Origin of the sequence: Pseudomonas sp. SORGH_AS_0199, from assembly GCF_031453735.1 — a bacterium.
Classification (GTDB): Bacteria; Pseudomonadota; Gammaproteobacteria; order Pseudomonadales; family Pseudomonadaceae; genus Chryseomonas; species Chryseomonas aestiva.
The window spans coordinates 4,792,547-4,810,979 of sequence record NZ_JAVJAE010000001.1 but is presented as its reverse complement, the minus strand read 5'-3'; the positions used below and the strand labels follow the sequence as shown (position 1 = coordinate 4,810,979).

The following is an 18,433-nucleotide window of genomic DNA, read 5'->3' as shown; positions in this document are numbered from 1 at the left end:
GGGAGCGCCTGATGTCCAAGTTCTTCATCGACCGGCCCATCTTCGCCTGGGTAATCGCCCTGGTGATCATGCTCGCCGGCATTCTGTCGATCCTCACGCTGCCGATTAACCAGTACCCGAACATCGCCGCTCCGGCGGTCTCGATCCAGGTGAGCTACCCGGGCGCCTCGGCGCAGACGGTGCAGGACACCGTGGTCCAGGTCATCGAGCAGCAGATGAACGGGATCGACAACCTCAGGTACATCTCCTCGGAGTCCAACTCCGACGGCAGCATGACCATCATCGTGACCTTCAACCAGGGCACCAATTCCGACATCGCCCAGGTCCAGGTGCAGAACAAGCTGCAGCTGGCGACGCCGCTCCTGCCGCAGGAAGTCCAGCAGCAGGGCATGCGCGTCGCCAAGTACCAGCGCAACTTCATGATGGTGGTGGGCCTGGTCTCCATGGACGGCTCCCTAACCAAGGAAGACCTGTCCAACTACATCGTCTCCAACATGCGCGATCCCATCGCGCGGACCAGCGGTGTGGGCGACTTCCAGGTATTCGGTGCCCAGTACGCCATGCGCATCTGGCTGGATCCGCAGAAGCTGGTGAAGTACCAGCTCACGCCGGTCGACGTCAGCAGCGCCATCCAGAGCCAGAACGTGCAGATCGCCTCCGGTCAGCTCGGCGGCCTGCCGGCGGTGCCGGGGCAGCAGCTCAACGCCACCATCATCGGCAAGACCCGCCTGACCAGCGTCGAGGAGTTCGGCAAGATCTTCCTCAAGGTCGACCAGAGCGGTGCCCAGGTGCGCCTGCGTGACGTGGCGCGGGTCGAGCTGGGTGGCGAGAACTACTCCATCGATGCCCAGTTCGACGGCAAGCCGGCCTCCGGCATGGCGCTGCGTCTGGCCACCGGGGCCAATGCCCTGGACACCGCCAAGGCGGTCCGCGCCACCATCGAGCGCCTCAAGCCGTTCATGCCGCCGGGCATGGAGGTGGTCTATCCCTATGACACCACCCCGGTGGTGACCGCCTCGATCCATGAGGTGGTCAAGACCCTGGGCGAGGCGATCCTGCTGGTGTTCCTGGTGATGTTCCTGTTCCTGCAGAACTTCCGGGCCACCCTGATCCCCACCATCGCCGTCCCCGTGGTGCTCCTGGGCACCTTCGCGGTGCTGCTGGCCGCCGGTTTCACCATCAACATCCTGACCATGTTCGGCATGGTGCTCGCCATCGGCCTGCTGGTGGACGATGCCATCGTGGTGGTGGAAAACGTCGAGCGGGTGATGGCCGAGGAGGGGCTCTCGCCCAAGGAGGCGACGCGCAAGTCCATGGGCCAGATCCAGGGCGCCCTGGTCGGTATCGCCCTGGTGCTGTCGGCGGTGTTCGTGCCCATGGCCTTCTTCGGCGGCTCCACCGGGGTGATCTATCGCCAGTTCTCCATCACCATCGTCTCCTCGATGGTGCTCTCGGTGCTGGTGGCGCTGATCCTGACCCCGGCGCTGTGCGCCACCCTGCTCAAGCCGGTCAAGCAGGGGCACCACGAGAAGCGCGGTTTCTTCGGCTGGTTCAACCGCAAGTTCGAGAGCGGTCAGCACCGCTACGAGCGCAGCGTGGCCGCGGTGATCCGGCACAAGGTGCCCTTCCTGCTGCTGTACCTGCTGATCGTCGGCGTCATGGTGTTCCTCTTCACCCGCATCCAGTCGTCCTTCCTGCCGGAAGAGGACCAGGGCGTGATCTTCGCCCAGGTCACCACGCCGCCGGGCTCCAGTGCCGAGCGGACGCAGAAGGTGCTCGACACCATGCGCGAGATGATGATGAAGAACGATTCGAGCGCGGTCAGCTCGATGTTCACGGTCAACGGCTTCAACTTCGCCGGTCGTGGTCAGAGCTCGGGTCTGGCGTTCATCCAGCTCAAGCCCTGGGAACAGCGCCCGGACGCCAAGGACGGCGCCAGCGCCGTGGCCGGTCGGGCCATGGGCTACCTGTCGGGCATCAAGGACGCCATCGTCTATGCCATCGTCCCGCCGGCGGTGCTGGAGCTGGGTAACGCCACCGGCTTCGACTTCTACCTGCAGGACCAGGGCGGCATCGGCCACGAGGCGCTCATGGCCGCGCGCAACCAGCTGCTCGGCATGGCCGCGCAGAATTCCAAGCTGGTGCAGACCCGTCCTAATGGCCTCAACGACGAGCCGCAATTCAAGCTCATCGTCGACGACGAGAAGGTGCGCGCCCTGGGCCTGTCGCAGAGCGACGTGAACCAGACGCTGTCCATCGGCTGGGCATCCAGCTACGTCAACGACTTCATCGACCGCGGTCGGGTGAAGAAGGTGTACCTGCAGGGCGAAGCCAGCGCGCGGATGAATCCCGAGGACTTCAACAAGTGGTACGTGCGCAACAGCGCCGGCGAGATGGTGCCGGTGTCGGCCTTCGCCCGCGGCGAGTGGATCTACGGCTCGCCCAAGCTGGAGCGCTACAACGGCATCTCCTCGCTGGAGATCCTCGGCTCCGCGGCGCCCGGCTACAGCACCGGTGACGCCATGGCCGAGATTGAACGCATGGCCAAGGACCTGCCGCAGGGCGTGGGTATTGCCTGGACCGGTCTGTCCTACGAGGAGCGCCTGTCGGGCTCCCAGGCGCCGGCGCTCTATGCGCTGTCGCTGCTGGTGGTGTTCCTCTGCCTGGCGGCGCTGTACGAGAGCTGGTCGATCCCGATCGCGGTCATCCTGGTGGTGCCGCTGGGGGTGGTGGGGGCCCTGCTGGCCACCTACTTCCGTGGCCTGGCCAACGACGTCTTCTTCCAGGTCGGTCTGCTGACGACCATCGGCCTGGCGGCGAAGAACGCCATCCTGATCGTGGAATTCGCCAAGGAGCTGCACGAGGGCGGCAAGAACATCGTCGATGCGGCGGTGGAAGCCTCGCGCATGCGCCTGCGCCCCATCATCATGACCTCCATGGCCTTCATCCTGGGCGTGGTGCCCCTGGCGATCTCCTCGGGCGCGAGTTCCGGCAGTCAGCACGCCGTGGGTACCGGCGTGATCGGCGGCATGCTCACCGCCACGATCCTGGCGATCTTCTGGATTCCCATGTTCTATGTGGTGGTCAGCAGCCTGTTCAAGGACAAGGCCACCAAGGACCAGGAAGCCCATGGCAAGGAAGGACACTGATATGAAGAAGTCTGTCTTGGCGGTGGTCGTGAGCATGCTGGCCGTGTCCGGCTGCAGCCTGATCCCCGATTACCAGCGACCCAATGCGCCGGTGGAGAACGCCTGGCCCCATGGCCAGGCCTACGATGCCCTGACGGTCAATCGTGACCAGCAGGCAGCCGACATCGGCTGGCGCGATTTCTATCGCGACCCGGCCCTGCAGCAGCTGATCCAGCTGTCGCTGGACAACAACCGCGACCTGCGCCAGGCCGCGCTGAACGTGCGCCTCTACCAGGCGCAATACCGCGTGCAGCGCGCCGAGCTGTTTCCCGACATCGCGGTCAGTGGCACCGGGACCCGTACCCGCCAGCCGGAGGACCTGAGCCAGGTCTCCGCCATTCGCGAACTGCTCGCCGGCAACAGCGCCAATGGCGCGGGTGGCAGTGGTGGCAGCATCAGCAGCCAGTACAGCGTGACCCTGGGGTTCACCTCCTATGAGCTGGACCTGTTCGGTCGCCTGCGCAGCCTCAGCGAGCAGGCGCTGCTCAACTACTTCGCCACCAGCGAAGGACGCCGCAGCACCCAGATCTCGCTGGTCTCGGAAGTGGCCAACGCCTACTACGCCTGGCTCACCGACCAGCGCATGCTGCAACTGACCCGCGAGACCCTGGCGGCCTATCAGCGCTCCTACGACCTGACCCGCCAGACCGTGGAGAACGGTGTGGCCAGCGGCCTGGACCTGCGCCAGTCGCGCACCGCCCTGGAAGGGGCGCGGGCGAATCTGGCGCAATACACCCGCCAGGTGGCCCAGGATCGCAATGCCCTGGCCCTGCTGCTGGGTACCTCGATCCCGGCGGAGCTGCCTCAGAGCAAGGGGTTGGACGGTACCGATCTGCTCGCCGACCTGCCGGCCAATCTGCCGTCGGATCTCCTGCAGAAGCGTCCGGACATCCTCCAGTCCGAGTTGCAGCTGCGCGCCGCCAACGCCAACATCGGCGCGGCCCGGGCAGCCTTCTTCCCGCGCATCAGCCTGACCGCCCAGGGCGGCACGGCCAGCCGGGACCTGAACGGCCTGTTCGACGCCGGTTCCGGCTACTGGACCTTCTCGCCGAGCATCAACATCCCGATCTTCACGGCCGGCAGCCTCAAGGCCAGCCTGGATGCGGCGAAGATCCAGAAGGACATCAACGTCGCCACCTACGAGAAGTCGATCCAGACCGCCTTCCGCGAGGTGGCCGATGCCCTGGCGGCGAAGGGCACCTACGACGACCAGCTGCAGGCCCAGCAGGAGCTGGTGCAGGCCAGCCAGGAGTACTACGACCTGGCCAACCTGCGCTATCGCCAGGGCATCGACAACTACCTCACGGTACTCGACGCCCAGCGCTCGCTGTACAGCGCCCAGCAGCAGCTGATCACCGACCGGCTCAACCAGCTCAACAGCGAGGTCACCCTGTACAAGGCCCTCGGTGGCGGCTGGCTGGAACGCAGCCAGACCCGGCCGCCGCTGGCGGCCAAGCCGTAACGCCTGGTCTGAACGACGCCGGCCCCGTGCCGGCGTTTCCTTGTCCGGAAGGCCGGTCTATCGACGCCGCTGGGGGGCTGGGTATACTGCCCCCTGTCCCTTTCTTCGGAGTCTCTGCATGCGCTATCGCCTGTTGCTCGGCCTGCTCGCCGCCACTGGTCTGACCCTGGCCGGCTGCGCCAGCAGCCCTCAGCAATTGAGTCCGCAACCCCAGATCACCGCGCCCATCGCGCCGGTCGGCCAGGGCCAGCCGGTCTCGGTCCGGGTGGTCGACGGCCGTTCCTCCTTCACCCTCGGCACCCGCGGCGGTCTCTATCCCGACACCAGCGTGGTGGTGGTGCAGACCCAGGACGTGATTCCCAAGCTGCAGGCAGAAGCCGAGAAGGCCGTACGCCAGATGGGCTTCACCCCGTCGCCCAATGCCGGTCCCGGTGCGCCCCAGCTGACCCTGACCTTGGCCGAACTGAACTATCAGTCGCCCAAGGAGCTGTACGTCACCGCGTCCGACGTCGCCGCGGCCTTCCAGGTCGAGGTGCGCAACAGCCAGCGCGGCTACAAGGGTCGCTATGGCGCCAGCCTCAACCAGCGCTTCGGCATGGCGCCCAACGCCGAGGCCAACACCAAGCTGGTCAGCGATGTGCTGAGCGATGCCCTGACCCGGGTGTTCAAGGATCCGACCGTGGTGCAGGTGCTCAGCGGCCACTGAGCCGCGACCGTCCACAAAAAAGCCCGGCTCGTGCCGGGCTTTTTCATGAGCGCGCCTGGGCTATTCCAGACCGGCCAGGACGCGGTACTTGTTCAGCACCGGCTGGGCGTACTGGCGCACCAGTTGCTCTCGGTACTGCGCCGGACACTCGGCCAGTCGCCTTTCCCATTCGCTGCGGGCGACCGCGATTTCCTCGGCGGGAAACAGGCTGTCCACCGCGGGCACGGCCAGGTCCGGATCGCGGCCCTCCCAGGCGGCATAGGCCAGGTAACTGGCCGGGAACAGCCGGTAGTTGCCGAGAATCTGCCGGTCCATTTCCTGGGCCAGCGCCTTGGCATCCTCGAACTCACCCGTGACCGGCTCGCCAAAGGCCACGTGCACCCGGCCCTTGTAGCCGGTGATGCCCCGGGCGATGCTGACGTCGTCTTCGCCCGGCGCCTTTGCATAGCTGCCGGTGGTGGCGCGGGTGTGCAGTTCACGGGCCTTGGCCTGGTCGCAGGGATCGAATTCGTAGCTGATGGACACCGGTACGATGTTCAGCGCCTTGACCAGCTCGGCGAAGGGCTCGTCCTTGCAGCTCATGTGGAACATCTTGAGGATGGCCGAATCGGTGCGATCGTCGCCGTCCTTGGCCCGGCCCTCGGCCTGGGCGATCCAGATGGACTGGCCGTCCTGGCGGATCGAGTGATTGATGTAGGCGGACAGATTCTGGTACGCCGCCAGCTTTTCGCGCCGGCCGCTGATGGAGCGGTGCACGATGAAGCTCTTGTTCAGCCGCATCAGGTCGCTGACGAAGGGCTTCTGCAGCAGGTTGTCACCGATGGCGATGCGCGGCGTTGGCAGACCGGCGTGGTAGACGGCATAGTTGACGAAGGCCGGGTCCATCACGATGTCGCGGTGGTTGGCCAGGAACAGATAGGCGCGGCCGCTGCGCAGCTGGTCGATGCCGGAGTAGGTAACGCCGTCCGAGGCCTTCTCGATGGCGCGATCCACATAGGGTTCGAGTTTGTCCTGCAGCGCCGCGACGCTCTGGATACCACTCAGTTCCTGGCGCAGGCGGGTGCGCAGCAGGGGGCGCACTACCCAGCCGAGTCCCTTGGACAGGCGCGGGAACCGGTAGCCGGCGAGGATGCCGATGAAGTGGTCGTCGTCGATCAGGCGGGCCAGAACCCCGGGGACTTCCGCGTCGTTATAGGGTCGAATGGCTTCGAACTCGCCCATGGTGTTCTCTTGTAGAAATTCCGGCGGCCATAGTAGTGGGCGTGGCGCCAGATGCAAGCGCCAGGGGCCGGATGGGCGGCAGGTTGGCGGTCAAGGAGTGCAGGCAGATGCTGGAAAGCCAGGAATACGATTGCCCTTATTGCGGCGAACCGGGCGAGGTGGTGCTCGACCTCAGCGGCGGTGATCAGGACTACTACGAAGACTGCGAAGTCTGCTGCCGACCGATCCGCTTCGGCCTGCATACCGATGGCGAGGACTGGAATCTCGAGGTTCGGCGGGAGGATGACTGATGCGCCGCATCTATGAGCCGGGGTCACTGCACGAGGGCGAACTGCTCCTGGCGGTACTCGCCAGCGAGGGCATCAGTGGCTTCCTCGCCGGTCGCCACCTGCTCGGTGGCATCGGTGACCTGCCAGCGGCAGGATTGCTCGGCCTGCTGGTCGACGACGAGGAGGCCCAGCGCGCGCAGGCGCTGATCGCCGCGTACAATGCCGCCACGCCTTTGCCGGGAGAGGATCCCTCCCCCGAGCAGGGCATCCTCGTCTGCTAGGTTCTTTACGAAAAGTGCCTACGCATCGGTGATGCTTCGTTGAAAAACGCCTGGCACGCCAGCCCGGTCGTAATACTCATTTACCACTTGTAAACTCGTTCGCGAGCCCGATCCGCTTCCTCAGCTTTTCGCCTCGCCTGACCTTCGCTCGGCGACTTTTCGTAAAGAACCTAAAAGGTTTTCATGTCCGGACGCTACGCCCTGTTCCGCTGGCCCGCCGAATTCGCTGGCTTGCCGGGATTCCCCGAAAAGCATCCGCCGCGCTGGAACATCTCCCCTCATCAGCAGGTGCTGCTGCAGCGGCGGACCGCGGATGGCGAGCGGGTCGACAGTGGCCGCTGGGGACTGACCCCACCCTGGCTCACCGATCTCTCCCGCACCCCCACCCATGCCCGCGCCGAAAGCCTGGCCACCCAGCCGATGTTTCGCGAGCCCTTTCGCCTGCGGCGTTGCCTGCTGCCGGCCAACGGCTTCTATGAATGGCGCGGCAACCACCGCAAGCGACCCTACTGGATGCTCAATGGCGAACCCCTGGCCTGGTTCGCCGCGCTCTGGGAAGCCTATCCGGCCGGGGATCAGCTCTGGCTGTCGGTGGCCATGGTCACCCAGGCCGCCGGCCCGTTGCGGCGGCCCATCCTGCTCGATGAAGCGGGGCGTGCCCTCTGGCAGGATCCGGACAGCACGCCCGAAGCCCTGCAGGCGCTGCTGGCCGCGGGCGGCATGCCGCTGCGCGAGCGGGTGCTGGCCGACATCGTCAACCGACCCGAGGTGGACGGGCCGGAGTGTCTGACGCCGCTGTAGCGCCTAGACGTCAAAGCGCGTTGCAAGTCCCTGGGCCAGCCCTCTCCCAGAGGGAGAGGGGGACGGAGTAGAGAGCTAGACCCGGAACCGCTCCGCCAGCTGGCGTTGCTGCTCGGCGAGTTCGCGCAGCTGCTGGCCGGCGCGGGAGGCGCTGTCGGCTTCGCCGTGGACCGCCTGGGCGCTCTGGCCGATGTTGACCACGTTGCGGTTGATGTCCTCGGCCACCGCGCTCTGTTCCTCCGCCGCACTGGCGATCTGCAGATTCATGCTGGTGATCTCGCTTACCGCCGCCAGGATGGTGTCCAGGGCGTGCCGGGTGGCCTCGGTCTGGGCGACCTGGGTGCTGGTCTGGGCACCGCTGGCCTGCATCACCGTCACCGCTTCGCGGGTACCCTGCTGCAGGCGCTGGATCATGCTCTGGATCTCGCCGGTGGCCACCTGGGTCTTTTGCGCCAGGTTGCGCACCTCATCGGCCACCACGGCGAAGCCGCGACCCTGCTCACCGGCGCGCGCCGCCTCGATGGCGGCGTTGAGCGCCAGCAGGTTGGTCTGCTCGGCGATGCCATTGATGGTGGTCAGGATGGAACCGATGTTCTCGCTGTCCTCGGCGACCCGGCGGACCTGCTCCACCGCGCGCTCGATCTCCTGGGCGAGGGCGGCGCTGCTGGCGACGTTCTGCTGCACCAGGCGCTGGCCCTGGTTGACCGCGCCGTCCGCCTCGGTGGCAGCCCGCGCCGCGCGACCGGCATTGCCGGCCACGTCCTGGGCGGTGGCGGTCATCTCCTGCATGGCGGTAGCCAGTTGCTCGATCTCCTGCAGCTGGCGCTCCACGCCGTCGCGGGTGCGCTGGGCGATATGGGAGGTGTGCTCGGCGGCCGAGGCCACTTCGCCCACCGAATGGATCAGTTTGCCGATCAGACTCTGCAGCGAGGCCAGGAAGCGGTTGAAGCCGCCGGCCATGGCGCCGACCTCGTCGCGGCGCTCGGTGGCGAGGCGCTGGGTGAGGTCTCCGTCACCCTGACCGATGGCGTCGAGCATGGTCACCATCTGCCGCAGCGGCCGGGCGATGCGCAGGCTGATCAGCCAGAGCACCAGCAGACCGGCGCCGGCGACCGCCAGGCCTACCAGCAGCATGCCGATCACGTCCTGGTGGCGTTGGCTGCCCAGGGTGTCCTTGAGGCTGTAGAGGTCGGCCAGCACGGCTGCGCGGGGCAATTCGATGATCAGCGTCCAGACCTGGCGGTTGTCGCCGGCGAAGCGCAGCGGCAGATAGACCTGATAGCGCTCGCTCTGGGCGTCGAAGCGACGGGTGACGCCTTCGCCCAGGTCCTTGAGGCCGGCCAGGGTCGCCCCCAGCGCCGGTTCGGCCGGTTTGCCCAGCTGGCTGGCGTCGGCGGTGTAGGCCACCAGGGTGCCGCGCCCGGCCACCAGGGCCATGCGGCCCACGCCGCCATAGAGGCGGCCATTGGCCTTGACCAGCTGCCGCTGGATGAAGTCCAGCGGCACGTCGGCACCGACCACGCCCTTGAAGGCACCGCCGACCAGGATCGGCACGTTGAAGGAGGCGATCAGCACCTGCTGCTCGTTGACCGTGTCGGGCATGGGATCGAGCACGCAGGTCGTCCGATTTTCCCGCGGACAGAGGTAGTACTCGCCTTCGCGCACGCCCGAGGGCAGACGGGTCTGGCTTTCCACGGTCGGGCCGATCGGTTCCACCGTCACATCGCCGTCGAGGGTCTTGTGCCACCAGGGGGTGAAGCGCCCCTGCTCGTCGTAGCCGGCCGCGGCGTCGCCCCGATGGCGGTCGTCCTGGCCATCGATGGCATTGGGTTCCCAGACGGTATAGAGGCTGAGCAGGCCGGACTGGCGCTTCAGACTCTGGCCCAGCAGGCGCACCAGACTCTGGCGATCCAGCTCGACCTGCTGGTCGCCCGGACTGCCCATGGCCACGCTGAGTTGCGCCAGCTGATTGGCAAGTTGCAGGGGGACGTCCAGCTGGCGTTGCAGCTGGTTGCCCACCGCCTCGGCCTCGGCCGTCAGCCGGGCTTCGGCGGCGGTGGCGGCCAGCGCCTCGGTGTGGCTGTCGACCAGGGCGCGGGTGCGCTGACCGGCGAACAGGGTATAGGCGATCAGGGCAGCGACCACCGCCAGGATGCAGGCCCCGGCCAGCAGGGTGATGGAGGTGCGGATGGAGCGGGAATTCATGGGGGACTCCGGGAACGTTCGATGCCGGGGCTATCGGCGGTGATGCCTATCCATTGAGGCCTCCGATCGCCTGGCAGGAGAGCGTTGCCGGGCGTTACCGGACGTTGCCGGGTCTGACGCCCCTCTCTAGACTGTATCCGCCTCGATACCTGGAGATTCCCATGCGCCGTATCCTTCCCCTCGCAGGCCTGTCCCTGAGCCTGCTGCTGGTCGCCTGCCAGACCGTCAACACCACCTCGGGTGGTGCGGTCGGGGTGCAGCGCAAGCAGTACATGTTCAGCATGCTGTCCGAGCAGCAGGTCAACCAGATGTACGCCCAGTCCTATGCCAAGACGGTCAGCGAGGCCAAGTCCGCCGGCAAGCTGGCCAATGACAGCGCCGACGGCAAGCGCGTCGCCGCCATTGCCAAGCGCCTGATCCCGCAGACCGCGGCCTTCCGCCCGGATGCGGTGAACTGGGACTGGCAGGTCAACCTGGTGCAGAGTGATGAACTCAACGCCAACTGCGGCCCGGGCGGCAAGATCTTCGTCTACAGCGGCCTGATCGATCAGCTCAAGCTGACCGATGACGAACTGGCGGCGGTGATGGGCCACGAGATCGCCCACGCCCTGCGCGAGCACAGCCGCGAGCAGATGTCGCGGGCCTATGCCATCCAGATGGGCGAGAACCTCGGTGGCGCCCTGCTGGGCGTTGGCCAGGGCGGCATGCAGCTGGCCGACCAGGTGTCCCAGGTGGCCCTGACCCTGCCGTTCAGCCGCGGCAACGAGAACGAGGCCGACCTGATCGGCCTGGAGCTCTCGGCGCGCGCCGGCTACAACCCCAATGCCGCCATCACCCTCTGGCAGAAGATGGCCCAGGCCAGCCAGGGCAAGCAGCCGGCGGAATTCCTCAGTACCCACCCCTCCGACGCCAACCGCACCAAGGCCCTGCAGGCGGCGATTCCCAAGGTGATGCCGCTGTACGAGGCGGCGAAGAAGGGCTGAGGTTTTGGGTTGGGAGAGGAGGTTTCCCTCACCCCAACCCTCTCCCAGGGGGAGAGGGGGCGGCTCTGGCGCCGAGGTATAGCCGTAGGTTGGGCTGAGCGTAGCGAAGCCCAACAGGGCTCGGTGTCTCTACCGTCGCCGGGCGCTGTAGACCTTGAAGCCGTCGCGTTCCGCCAGGGTACGGCAATTGCCGAAGGCCGCCTCGATCAGTGGCGGATAGCGCAGGAAGCTGTTGGCCACCAGGCGCAATTCACCGCCGGGCTTTAGATGACGCACCGCCTCGGCCAGCAGGGTCTCGGTGGTGCGGTAGTCGGTCTTCACGCCGCTGTGGAAGGGCGGATTGCTGACGATGGCGGCCAGTCCCATGGGCGCCGCGGCGATGCCATCACCACTGATCACCGTTCCGCTCAGACCATTGGCCGTCAGGGTCTGACGACTGCTGGCCACGGCGAAGGCGTCCACGTCCAGCAGATGCAGGGTGCTGGCAGGATAGCGGCGCGCCAGGGCGGCGCCGACCACGCCGGCGCCGCAACCGAAGTCGAGCACCGCACCTTCGGGCAGGCCATCCAGTTGCTCCAGCAGCAGCGCCGTGCCCACATCCAGCCGGCCATGGCTGAACACGCCCGGCAGGCTGAGAATTTCCAGGTTCACCCCAGCCCGGTCCAGTGGCTGGCGTTGCAGCCAGGCGTCCGGCTGCGGATCGGCCGAGGTGCGCGGTCCCTGCACCACCCACAGCTGGCAATGGCGGGCACTGTCGAGCTTGCTGGCCTGACCGAAGGCACCCAGCTGGCGCGCGGCGCGTTCGATACCGGCCTTCTTTTCGCCGACCAGAAAGAGACTGCCTTCGGCCGGCAGGCAGCGAGTCAGGGCGGTGAGCAGGAAGTCGGTGGCCTCGCGGGACTTGGGCAGAAACAGCACGGCACTGGCGAAGTCGCCCGCCGGGGGTTCGATCCCCAGACTGACGCGACCCGGATAGCGCCGGACCAGTTGTTCGGCCTCGCCCGCATGCCAGCTCCAGCCGCTGGCCGCGGGCAGGGTGCCGAGCAGGTCATCGGCCGGCAAGCCGGCGAGCAGCAAGGCGCCGCCAAAGCGCTCGGGGTGACGGAGGAGGACTTCGCTGCGCGGATCCATGGGGCTACCTGGCGAAAAAAGCGCGAACTTTAGCAGACCACCCGGTGCGGCGTGCCGGCGAAATGGCCCTCGGCATTGGCGGCGAGCTGGCCGATGATCCGTTGACGCGCCTCGCGACTACCCCAGGCGTTGTGCGGGGTGACGATCAGTCGCGGAATGTCGCCGGCTAGCAGCGGATTGCCGTCACGCGGGGGCTCCACGCTGAGCACATCGGTGGCGGCGCCGGCCAGGTGGCCGCGCCTCAGGCAATCGGCCAGGGCCTGTTCGTCGACGATGCCGCCGCGTGCGGTGTTGACCAGGAAGGCCGTGGATTTCATCGCCGCCAGTTCCGCCGCACCGATCAGGCCGCGGGTCTGCTCGGTCAGCGGGCAGTGCATCGTCAGGGCATCCACCTGGGGCAGCAGCTCGGCCAGCGGCAGGCTGCCGGGACGCGCCGGGCGACCGGGCAACTGGCCTACCAGGGTCTGCATGCCGAAGGCTTCGGCCAGGCGCTTCACCGCGCTGCCCAGCTCGCCGAGGCCGAGCAGGCCGAGGGTCTTGCCTTCCAGCTCGACGATGGGGTGGTCGAGCAGGCAGAACTGGCTGGCGGTCTGCCAGCGACCGGCACGGACGTCTGTCTGGTAGTCCGGCAAGCGGGTCGCCAGGGCCAGCAGCAGCGCCAGGGTGTGCTGGGCGACCGAGGCGGTGCCATAGCCCTGGCAGTTGCAGACGCGCACGCCCTGGGCGCGCGCGGCTTCCAGGTCGATGTTGTTGGTGCCGGTGGCGCTGACCAGTACCAGCTTCAAGTCCGGGCAGGCGGCCAGGATGGCGGCGTCCAGCACCACCTTGTTGACGATGGCGACCTGGGCGCCGGCCAGGCGCGTCGCGACCTCGTCCGGGGCGCTCGCCGGATGGAGTTCCAGCTCGTCGAACACCGCGCGCAAGGGCGCCGGGTCCAGATCGCCGAGGTCGAGAGAGGCATAGTCGAGGAACACGGCGCGAACGGGCATGACGACTCCAGCGGAAAAAGGAAGGGAGGTCCGAGCCTAGCAGCCGCGGGTCGTCCAGGAAAACCGCCCGCTCGCGGCTGGAGTATGCTGAAGGGATGAATTATCTCGCGCACCTGCACCTGGGCGGCCCCAGCCGTGAAGATCGCCTCGGCAGCCTCTATGGCGATTTCGTCAAGGGCTCGGCGGACGCCTGGCCCGCTGGAATCGCCGCCGGTATCCGGTTGCACCGGCGCATCGACGTCTATACCGACGACCACCCTCTGGTGATCCGGGCCAAGGCCCGGTTGCCCGCAGCGCGGCGGCGGGTGGCCGGACTGCTGGTGGATGTCTTCTTCGATCACTGCCTGGCGCGCCTCTGGCACGACTATGCCGAGCAGCCGCTGCCGGGTTTCGTCGCGGACTGCTACCAGACCCTGCTGGAGGAGCCGGAACTGCCGCCACGGCTGGCCCGCATCGCACCCCTGATGGCGCATCAGGACTGGTTGGGCAGCTACCGGGACTTCGCCGTGCTGGAGCGGGTGGTGGAGGGCATGGCGCGGCGGCTGTCGCGTCCGGAACTGCTGGCCGGCGCCTTCGCCGAGCTGGAGGCCGCCTACGACGGCCTGCTGGCAGACTTTCGCGACTTCTATCCGCAGCTGCAGGCGTTCGCCGCCGCCGAGCGTGCGGCGCGCGTTTCCCGCTGAATCCCGAGGCGGGCGGCGATGGCCGCCTGGCATTCACCTGCCAGCACCTGGCGCGGCCGACCGTGGGGCGGGATGGCTGGCAGCAACTCGATCCTCAGGGTGGTGCCGCCGTTGTCCAGCAGGCGCAGCAGGTGGCTCACCAGGTCGTCGTCGCCGATGAAGGCCGCGGTCCGGTCTGGCTCGCCATGGCGCCAGTAGCTGAGCGCCACGGGTTGCAGCGGGGTGCCGGTGGCGATGGCCGGACTCAGCAGCCGGCCATGAAAGGTGCGCAGCACGCTGCCGTCGGTGGTGGTGCCCTCGGGAAAGAGCGCCAGTGACAGGCCCTGGGTCAGGCGCGTGGTCAGCGCCTCGCCCAGGGCGTCACCGCGTTCGGCGCCACGGCGGATGAACAGGGTGCCGGCCTGGCGCGTCAGCCAGCCGGCGAAGGGCCACTCCGCCACCTCCGCCTTGGACAGGAAGCCCAGCGGCCGCAAGCTGCCGAGGGCGACGATATCCAGCCAGGACACATGATTGGCCAGCCAGAGGTGGGTGCCGCGTGGTACCTCGCCGCGGACCTCCAGGCGCAGGCGCAGGGTCCGGGCCAGCAGCTGGAAGAAACGTCGCGTCAGCCGTTGCCGCAACCCCAGGCAGGGCCTGCGACTGAGCGCTACCGCCAGCGCCACCGTCAGGGCGAACAGCGCCCCGAGCAGCAGCGCGGCCAGGACCGGCAGCAGCCGCAGGGCGAGGCGGAGTCGCCTCATACCGCAGCCTTGAAGTGACGGGCATAGCGCGGGCAGAGGTCTTCGCGCTTGAGCAGGATGAAGACGTCGGCCACGCCGAATTCCGGATCCCAGCAAGGCGCGCCGCAGACCTGAGCGCCCAGGCGCAGATAGGCCTTGAGCAGGGGCGGCAGCTGCACCACCAGGTTGTCGGGCACGGCGACGAAGGGCAGCGGGCGCCGCGGCGTGGCGCGGATCGCCGGGATACGCTCGTCCCGCGCGGCCTGGCGCAGCAGGGCGGCGGCTTGCAGACCGCCGTCGGCCATGGGCACGCTGGCGCAGCCCATGAGGTAGCGATAGTCGCCGCAGGCCATGATCTCGGCCAGCTCCGCCCACAGCAGGGCGATGGCGGCGCCGGTGCGATGCCCGGGTGCCACGCAGGTGCGGCCGATTTCCAGCAGCGGACCCTGCAGGCCATCCAGGCCTTCCAGCTGGAATTCGCTTTCGCTGTAGAGACTGCCCAGGCGCTCGCGGCGGCGCCCGTCGAGCAGCCGCGTGGTGGCGATCAGCTCGCCGCTGCGCAGGTCGCGCACCCCCAGGTGCAGGCAGTGGGCGTCGTAGGCGTCCTGGTCGAGGTTGTCGGCGAAATGCACGCCGTAGGTGCTGCCGAAGACCGCAGCTCGCAGGCGCTGGGCAGCGCGGATATCCGCGGCGGTCGACAGGCGTTCGGCGCGCAGCGCGGGCGGTGCGGACACTGGAATCGGCATGGCAGGGCTCCGGCAGTGGGTATGCAGCAAACCCTAGGTAGCCGGGATGACAGCGCCGTGAAGCGGCCATGGCGATTGCGTGACGAGCGGTCGGGCACCCTTGCAGAGGCGCCCTCCAGATGCCTCCGGGCGCCAGGGGACTGACCGAACGCATTCGCAATTGCTAGGCTGGACGCGTAGACTGATGCGTCATCCTATTTTTTTCCCAGCATGAAGGTTCTGGCCATGCAGATCGCGGCGAACACGGCAGTATCCATCGACTACACCCTGACCAACGACGCCGGCGAAGTCATCGACAGCTCCGCTGGTGGTGCTCCGCTGGTATACCTGCAAGGCGCGGGCAACATCATTCCCGGCCTCGAGCGCGCCCTGTCCGGCAAGCAGGCGGGTGACGAGCTGAAGGTGGCCATCGAGCCGGAAGACGCCTACGGCGAATACACCCCCGAACTGGTTGCCACCCTGGGCAAGGAAATGTTCGAAGGCGTGGACGAGCTGGAAGTGGGCATGCAGTTCCACGCCTCCGGCCCGGATGGCGCCATGCAGATCGTCACCGTGCGTGACATCGACGGCGACCAGGTTACCGTCGACGGCAACCATCCCCTGGCCGGTCAGCGTCTGAATTTCGACGTCAAGGTGGTCAACGTGCGTGCGGCCAGCGACGAAGAAATCGCTCACGGCCACATCCATGGCGAAGGCGGTCACCAGCACTAAGCCTGGCAACAGGCTCCCCCAACGCCCGTGTCCGGCAATGCCGGCACGGGCGTTGTCGTTTGTGGCGTCTGTGCAGGGTGGCCCTCACCCCAACCCTCTCCTGCGAGGAGAGGGGTTGGTCGGGTGGTGTGAGCGGGAGGCGCCGCAGGTTGGGTTGAGGCGGCTCTATTGCCGAAGCCCAACAGTCGGAAACCGTGGTGGCCAAGGTGATGGCCTGGAGTCGCTGGGCACCCTCGGCAACACCGTGAAGGCGCGGAAGCGCTCCTTGAGATTGCCGGGGCGGGCGCCCTGCCAGAGCAACTGCCAGCCTGGCGGTACCGTCACGGCTTCGTGCCACTCGTCCTGCATTACCAGTACCCGGCAGGGCACCTGGTGCAGACCGCTCAGCTCCTGTGGGGGATAGCCGCTGTAGACGTGCAGCATGGAGCGCTCCGACTCGCCCAGGCCGTAGCTGGCCACGCAATCCGTGGCGGGGAGCACCCGCTGCAGCGCGGTGAAGGGCCGCGCATAGCTGTTGCCCAGGTCGACCCAGGGTAGCCAGAGGCTGTTGGCCAGGGTCCAGCTGACCGTCAGGCCGACGAACCAGACGCTGGCGGCTGCCAGCTGTACACGCAGCGCCAGGGTGACGCCCCAGCCTACCAGGGCCAGCAGCGCGACCGCCCAGGCCAGGGGACTCGGCGCCAGGCGTTCCGTGATCGGCAAGTGCTCGCGGATCAGCTGCGGCCAGGGCAGGGCCCAACCCAGGGCCAGGCCGATACCGCCCAGGGCCAGCAGGACGATGAGCGGCGTCCAGAGTGCCAGGCTGGTATCACGGCCGAGGCGAGCGATGACCGGCGGTGGCTGCAACCTTGCCGCCAGCAGCGCCAGGGCCGGAAACAGCGGCAGCAGATAGAGGCTGCGAAACACCGCCGACTTGAGCAGCACCGCCAGGCAGACGAGCGCATAGAGCACCACCGTGGCCAGTCCCGGATGCCGACCCAGCCGCTTCAGCGGGCTGCCGCCACGGCGATACAGCTGCCAGAGGGTAGCGCCGAGCAGGATCAGCCCGGTGGGGAAGGACAGCGCCAGCAGATCCTCCAGGCTGGAAGCCAGACCATCGGTATCGCTGTTGCGCGCCTCCAGGCCGAAGAAGCGGCCGATGTTGTTGGTCCACAGCCAGGTATGGAACAGCTCCGGCGCCCGGTGCCAGAGCAGCGCCGGCCAGAGCAGCAACCAGGGCAGGGCGGCCAGACTGGCGGCGAGCAGCCAGTGACGCCCTTCCGGCTCGACCAGCCGCCGCGGCCAGCAGAGCGCGCAGAGCAGCCCGGTGAGGCCCAGCACCCCGGGCACCAGCAGACCCTTGCTCATGAAGGCGATACCCAGGCCGCTGCCGAACAGCAGGCCCTGGCGCCAGGGGTGGCGGTTGTCGTGCAGGTGCGCGGCCAGCCCGGCGAGGCCCAGGGTGGCGCCGGCCAGCTGGGGCACGTCGGCGATCAGCAGATGACTGTGCTGCACCACCCCGAACATGCCCAGCAGGGCGAGCACGGCCTCGCGCCGGCGACCTGGCAGCAGCCGCTGGGTCAGCCAGGCGAGGGCGGCCAGGGTTACCAGCATCCAGCCCAGCACCGCCAGCCGCGCGCCGTCGGGGACGCTCAGCCAGGGCGCGGACAACCGCGCGGCCAGGGCGCCGGTCCAGTACATCAGCGGCGGCTTTTCCATGAAGGGCGCGGTCCCGACCCGGGGAATCAGCCAGTCCGGGGTGGTGAGGAAATTCCACAGCATGCCGAAGGAGTAGGGCTCGTCGGCCTTCCACAGACCACGGCCGAACAGACCGGCGAGCAGGTAGGCGGCCAGGCAGCCGAGCAGCAGGGCCCGCTCCAGCTTTGCGGCTCTGGAGGAGGCAGGGGGCGAAGAGGGGCGCACGGCAGGGACTCTTGGTGGAATCCTGCCGGTATACGGGAGTTGGCTTAGAGGGGGCTTAAGGGGTTGGCGGGGGATGATTGGCGTAGGAGCCAGTGGGACGATCGCGGCTGTGACGGTCCGTCGATGCGGTTGCTGCTACAGGGTTGGATTGGGCCTGTAGGAGCGGCCCATGGCCGCGATTGCTTTGGGTGTCTTGGCTGCTTATCGAGGTCTGCTGGAGATTCTTGTTTCGCCCACCCGGGCGAGTCACTTTTGTCAGTCGCGACAAAAGTAACCAAAAACGCTGTCCCCACGTTTCGGCCCTCCGCTGCGCTCCGGGTCCCCTCGCTCCGGCGCCGTGGCGAGGGCACGGCCCGAAGGGGCGTCCTGCCCCTCGCGCCTTGCTCGGCGTCCTGCCTCGCAACCCCCGCCACGACACCGGAACTTGGCCTCACTA

Annotated in this window: 16 protein-coding genes and 1 pseudogene; 9 read left to right on the top strand and 8 right to left on the bottom strand. The window is 67.7% G+C overall.

The window, feature by feature from the left end; translation table 11 throughout:
• The first annotated feature begins 11 nt into the window (after nucleotides 1-11).
• From QE444_RS22480 to QE444_RS22470, 3 genes are all read left to right on the top strand, one after another.
• Nucleotides 12-3,149: an efflux RND transporter permease subunit gene (locus QE444_RS22480; RefSeq protein ID WP_133861435.1), complete on the top strand. Its 3,138-nt coding sequence runs from the start codon at nucleotides 12-14 to the stop codon at nucleotides 3,147-3,149.
• 1 nt (nucleotide 3,150) lies between these two features.
• Nucleotides 3,151-4,650, top strand: coding sequence for an AdeC/AdeK/OprM family multidrug efflux complex outer membrane factor (gene adeC, locus QE444_RS22475; protein ID WP_285387799.1), 1,500 nt, complete (start codon nucleotides 3,151-3,153; stop codon nucleotides 4,648-4,650).
• A gap of 118 nt (nucleotides 4,651-4,768) precedes the next feature.
• Complete coding sequence (locus tag QE444_RS22470; RefSeq protein WP_133861433.1) at nucleotides 4,769-5,356, top strand: YajG family lipoprotein; 588 nt, start codon at nucleotides 4,769-4,771, stop codon at nucleotides 5,354-5,356.
• A 60-nt stretch (nucleotides 5,357-5,416) separates the two neighbouring features.
• Here the strand turns inward: QE444_RS22470 and QE444_RS22465 are convergent, their stop codons facing one another.
• Nucleotides 5,417-6,577 (bottom strand): 1-acyl-sn-glycerol-3-phosphate acyltransferase, encoded by a 1,161-nt coding sequence (locus tag QE444_RS22465; RefSeq protein ID WP_187980353.1) that lies wholly within the window; start codon nucleotides 6,575-6,577, stop codon nucleotides 5,417-5,419.
• A gap of 107 nt (nucleotides 6,578-6,684) precedes the next feature.
• Here QE444_RS22465 and QE444_RS22460 point away from each other — a divergent pair, with 107 nt between their 5' ends.
• The 3 genes from QE444_RS22460 to QE444_RS22450 all read left to right on the top strand — a co-directional run bounded on the left by QE444_RS22460 (nucleotide 6,685) and on the right by QE444_RS22450 (nucleotide 7,928).
• Entirely contained in the window at nucleotides 6,685-6,867 is a 183-nt protein-coding gene (locus QE444_RS22460; protein WP_017639858.1) for a CPXCG motif-containing cysteine-rich protein, read from the top strand.
• Nucleotides 6,867-7,127: a putative signal transducing protein gene (locus tag QE444_RS22455; RefSeq protein ID WP_133861431.1), complete on the top strand. Its 261-nt coding sequence runs from the start codon at nucleotides 6,867-6,869 to the stop codon at nucleotides 7,125-7,127. Before QE444_RS22460 ends, QE444_RS22455 begins: the two co-directional genes overlap by 1 nt.
• 183 nt (nucleotides 7,128-7,310) lie before the next feature.
• Nucleotides 7,311-7,928: an SOS response-associated peptidase gene (locus tag QE444_RS22450; RefSeq protein WP_187980352.1), complete on the top strand. Its 618-nt coding sequence runs from the start codon at nucleotides 7,311-7,313 to the stop codon at nucleotides 7,926-7,928.
• A gap of 75 nt (nucleotides 7,929-8,003) precedes the next feature.
• On the opposite strand, the gene QE444_RS23745 is transcribed toward QE444_RS22450, so the two are convergent.
• Both QE444_RS23745 and QE444_RS23740 read right to left on the bottom strand, forming a co-directional pair.
• Nucleotides 8,004-8,888: a methyl-accepting chemotaxis protein gene (locus tag QE444_RS23745; RefSeq protein WP_405046491.1), complete on the bottom strand. Its 885-nt coding sequence runs from the start codon at nucleotides 8,886-8,888 to the stop codon at nucleotides 8,004-8,006.
• Nucleotides 8,862-9,062: pseudogene (locus QE444_RS23740) on the bottom strand (HAMP domain-containing protein); the annotation flags it as partial. The pseudogene QE444_RS23740 and the gene QE444_RS23745, both read right to left, overlap by 27 nt.
• A gap of 1,232 nt (nucleotides 9,063-10,294) precedes the next feature.
• On the opposite strand from QE444_RS23740, the gene QE444_RS22440 reads away from it, so the two are divergent.
• Nucleotides 10,295-11,116 carry a M48 family metallopeptidase gene (locus tag QE444_RS22440; protein WP_133861428.1) on the top strand — a complete coding sequence of 274 codons (822 nt, stop codon included), beginning with the start codon at nucleotides 10,295-10,297 and terminating at the stop codon, nucleotides 11,114-11,116.
• Between the two features lie 129 nt (nucleotides 11,117-11,245).
• Here QE444_RS22440 and QE444_RS22435 read toward each other — a convergent pair whose 3' ends face one another.
• A complete protein-coding gene (locus tag QE444_RS22435; RefSeq protein WP_280308785.1) occupies nucleotides 11,246-12,247 on the bottom strand; it encodes a class I SAM-dependent methyltransferase in 1,002 nt (333 codons plus the stop codon).
• Between the two features lie 29 nt (nucleotides 12,248-12,276).
• Complete coding sequence (locus QE444_RS22430) at nucleotides 12,277-13,236, bottom strand: 2-hydroxyacid dehydrogenase (RefSeq protein WP_187980348.1); 960 nt, start codon at nucleotides 13,234-13,236, stop codon at nucleotides 12,277-12,279.
• A 95-nt stretch (nucleotides 13,237-13,331) separates the two neighbouring features.
• On the opposite strand from QE444_RS22430, the gene QE444_RS22425 reads away from it, so the two are divergent.
• The gene (locus QE444_RS22425; RefSeq protein WP_285387807.1) at nucleotides 13,332-13,919 is read left to right on the top strand and encodes an ACP phosphodiesterase; all 588 of its coding nucleotides are present in this window, start codon (nucleotides 13,332-13,334) and stop codon (nucleotides 13,917-13,919) included.
• On the opposite strand, the gene QE444_RS22420 is transcribed toward QE444_RS22425, so the two are convergent.
• Both QE444_RS22420 and QE444_RS22415 read right to left on the bottom strand, forming a co-directional pair.
• Nucleotides 13,862-14,659 (bottom strand): lysophospholipid acyltransferase family protein, encoded by a 798-nt coding sequence (locus tag QE444_RS22420; protein ID WP_285387809.1) that lies wholly within the window; start codon nucleotides 14,657-14,659, stop codon nucleotides 13,862-13,864. The two genes, QE444_RS22425 and QE444_RS22420, sit on opposite strands and share 58 nt — an antisense overlap.
• Nucleotides 14,656-15,384 carry a GNAT family N-acetyltransferase gene (locus QE444_RS22415; protein ID WP_007162722.1) on the bottom strand — a complete coding sequence of 243 codons (729 nt, stop codon included), beginning with the start codon at nucleotides 15,382-15,384 and terminating at the stop codon, nucleotides 14,656-14,658. The genes QE444_RS22420 and QE444_RS22415 overlap by 4 nt, the downstream gene beginning before the upstream one ends.
• A gap of 225 nt (nucleotides 15,385-15,609) precedes the next feature.
• Here QE444_RS22415 and QE444_RS22410 point away from each other — a divergent pair, with 225 nt between their 5' ends.
• Nucleotides 15,610-16,095: a peptidylprolyl isomerase gene (locus QE444_RS22410; protein ID WP_017639847.1), complete on the top strand. Its 486-nt coding sequence runs from the start codon at nucleotides 15,610-15,612 to the stop codon at nucleotides 16,093-16,095.
• A 165-nt stretch (nucleotides 16,096-16,260) separates the two neighbouring features.
• Here QE444_RS22410 and QE444_RS22405 read toward each other — a convergent pair whose 3' ends face one another.
• Complete coding sequence (locus tag QE444_RS22405; protein ID WP_285387815.1) at nucleotides 16,261-17,997, bottom strand: glycosyltransferase family 39 protein; 1,737 nt, start codon at nucleotides 17,995-17,997, stop codon at nucleotides 16,261-16,263.
• Between the last annotated feature and the right edge of the window lie 436 nt (nucleotides 17,998-18,433).